This window comes from Catenulispora rubra (genome assembly GCF_015356825.1).
GTDB lineage: Bacteria > Actinomycetota > Actinomycetes > Streptomycetales > Catenulisporaceae > Catenulispora > Catenulispora rubra.
Map to the genome: position 1 here is coordinate 1 of NZ_JAACYW010000555.1, position 2,492 is coordinate 2,492.

2 protein-coding genes are annotated in these 2,492 nt (G+C 67.1%); one reads left to right on the forward strand and one right to left on the reverse strand.

The features are described from left to right. Positions 1–2,389: acyltransferase domain-containing protein (locus GWK61_RS53905; RefSeq protein ID WP_369125691.1), on the reverse strand; the 2,389-nt coding region annotated here is incomplete at its 3' end. Here GWK61_RS53905 and GWK61_RS58080 point away from each other — a divergent pair. After that, a partial coding sequence (locus GWK61_RS58080; RefSeq protein WP_228564523.1) for a hypothetical protein occupies positions 2,304–2,492 on the forward strand: 189 nt, incomplete at its 3' end. The genes GWK61_RS53905 and GWK61_RS58080 overlap by 86 nt on opposite strands.

Genomic DNA, 2,492 nt, shown 5'->3' on the forward strand with positions numbered 1-2,492 from the left:
GGCCGAGGGCGGCCCAGGTGCGGGGCACGTCTGCGGCGGGCGGCGGGGTGACCGGGGCTGGGATCTGGGTCCAGTTCAGTTCGAACACTGACTGGTCGATCGGCGCGGCGAAGTCCTGGGGGTTCAGGGCGCGGGTGGTGAGGTGGGTGGTCAGGATGGGTGCGTTGTCCGGGCCCGTGATGGTGATGGTGTGGGCCGGGCCCTCGGTCGTGGTGTAGATGCCAATGGTGGTGGGGGCCGGGCGTCGGTGGATTGTGGTGTCGGTGAAGGTGAACGGGAGCTGCCGGGCGGCAGGCTGGTCGGTGTCGGCGGTGAGGAAGACGGTGTGCAGCGCGGCATCCATGAGCGCGGGATGCAGCAGGAACCCGTCGACGGCGGCAACTGCGGGCAGGGTCGCGGTGGCCCAGGCCTGGTGACCGTGGTGTCGGATGTCGGTGAGGCCTTGGAAGGTCGGGCCGTAATGGTAGCCGCGGTCGTGAAGTTCGGCGTAGAGGACTGTGGGTGCGGTTGCTGTGGCGTCGGGCTGGGGCACGGGTATCGGGTCCGGCTCCGGGGCGGGGTCGGTGGTGAGGATGGCCGTGGCGTGATGCGTCCAGGTCGGCGGCTCGTCGGAGTCGGCGGGGCGGGTGTGGATGGTGACTGTGCCGTCGGGTCGGTAGGTGATGTTCAGGTGAAGCTGGTCATCCTCAGCCAGGACCAGCGGGGCCTGCAACGTGAGCTCTTGCAGATGGGGATGGCCGGTGCCGGCCGCGATGTGCAGGACCAGCTCCAAGAGCGCAGCACCCGGAAGCACGATCATGTCGTAGACCGCGTGATCACGGATCCATGCGCATCGATCCGCGGTCAGCACCGCGGTACCGGTGATGCCACCATCGGGGTGCGCGACCACCGCGTCCAGCAACGGATGCCCACCAGGATCCAGGCCCAACGCCCCGGCACTACCTGAAGCGGCCGGGAGTAGCCAGTAGCGGGTGTGTTGGAAGGGGTAGGTCGGGAGGTCCGGCAGCAGGTCAGGGTTCTGGTCGGTGCTGCCGGGCGGGGTCAAGGGTGCGCCGTGGACGTGGGCTCGGGCGGCGTTGCCCAGCAACTGCCGCAAGCCGTCGTGGTCACGGCGCAACGAGCCGATGACCACTGTCTCGAAGCCCTCGAAGCTGTGTTCCAAGGCGGGGACCAGCACCGGGTGCGGGCTGGACTCGATGAACATGCCGAAGCCATCGACACGCAAAGCCTGAACGGTGTCGTGGAACCGGACCGGCTGCCGTAGGTTCTGCCACCAATATTCGGCATCGAGCACAGTGGTATCGGTGATGCGTGCGGCGGTGACCGTGGAATAGAACGGGATCCGTGCCTGGCGCGGGCTGATTTTCAGCTCCGCCAGCACAGAGTGCAGACTCTCGATATGAACGCTGTGTGAGGCGTAGTCGACATCAATCAGCCGGGCACGAACATCACGCGCCTGATATTGCGCCACAAACTCGGCCACCGTAGCAGTCGGTCCTGCGACCACGGTGTGTGAGGGGCCATTTATTGCTGCGATCTCCAGCCCCGGAGGCAAATCAGCGGCGGGCAGCGGCACCGAAGCCATGGCGCCTGTACCCGAGAGCCCGGACAGTGCCCGGGCGCGTAGTGCACACAATCGGGCGCCGTCTTCTAGCGACAGCGCACCGGCAGCAACAGCTGCCGCGATCTCACCCTGCGAATGCCCGACCACCGCATCCGGGACAACACCCAGGTCCTGCCAGGCAGCAGTGATCCCCAACATCACCGCGAACAACGCCGGCTGCACGACATCGGTCCGGGACCATTCCCCAGAACCTGATGTCAGAGTTTCCAGCACCGGCCAATCGACAAACGGCTGCAACGCCTCAGCACACTCCCGCAACCGCGTTGCGAACGCCGGACTCGAACTGTAAAGAGCTGCGGCCATGCCCGGCCATTGCGAACCCTGGCCTGGATATACGAACACACACCGTGGCCGACCTGCACCGGCAAAGCCGAGAGTCAGACCCTCGTGCTCACGACCCTCGGACAATGCCTGCAGACCCGCTACCAACTCCGTCCCGGACCCGCACAACACCGCGCGATGCTCCAGACGAGCCCGAGCCGCCAACGCACGACCGACCCCGGCCACATCGACGCCATCCGCCCGGCCCAACACCTCGGCCAGCCGACCGCCCTGAGCCCGCAACGCCTCCACCGAACGCCCCGACACCGCCCACATGCCAAGAACGTCCTCATCGACAACATCGACAACATCGACAGACGCCGGCTCGGGGGCCTGCTCCAAAACCACATGGGCGTTAGTGCCGCTCATACCGAAGGAGGACACTCCGGCTCGGCGTGGGCGTCCGGTCTCGGGCCACGGCCTGGCCTCTGTCAGCAGGCTCACCCCGCTGCCGGCCCAGTCCACGTGCGGGCTGGGGGCGTCGACGTGCAGGGTCCTGGGCAAGACCCCGGCGCGCATCGCCATCACGGCCTTGATCACACCGCCG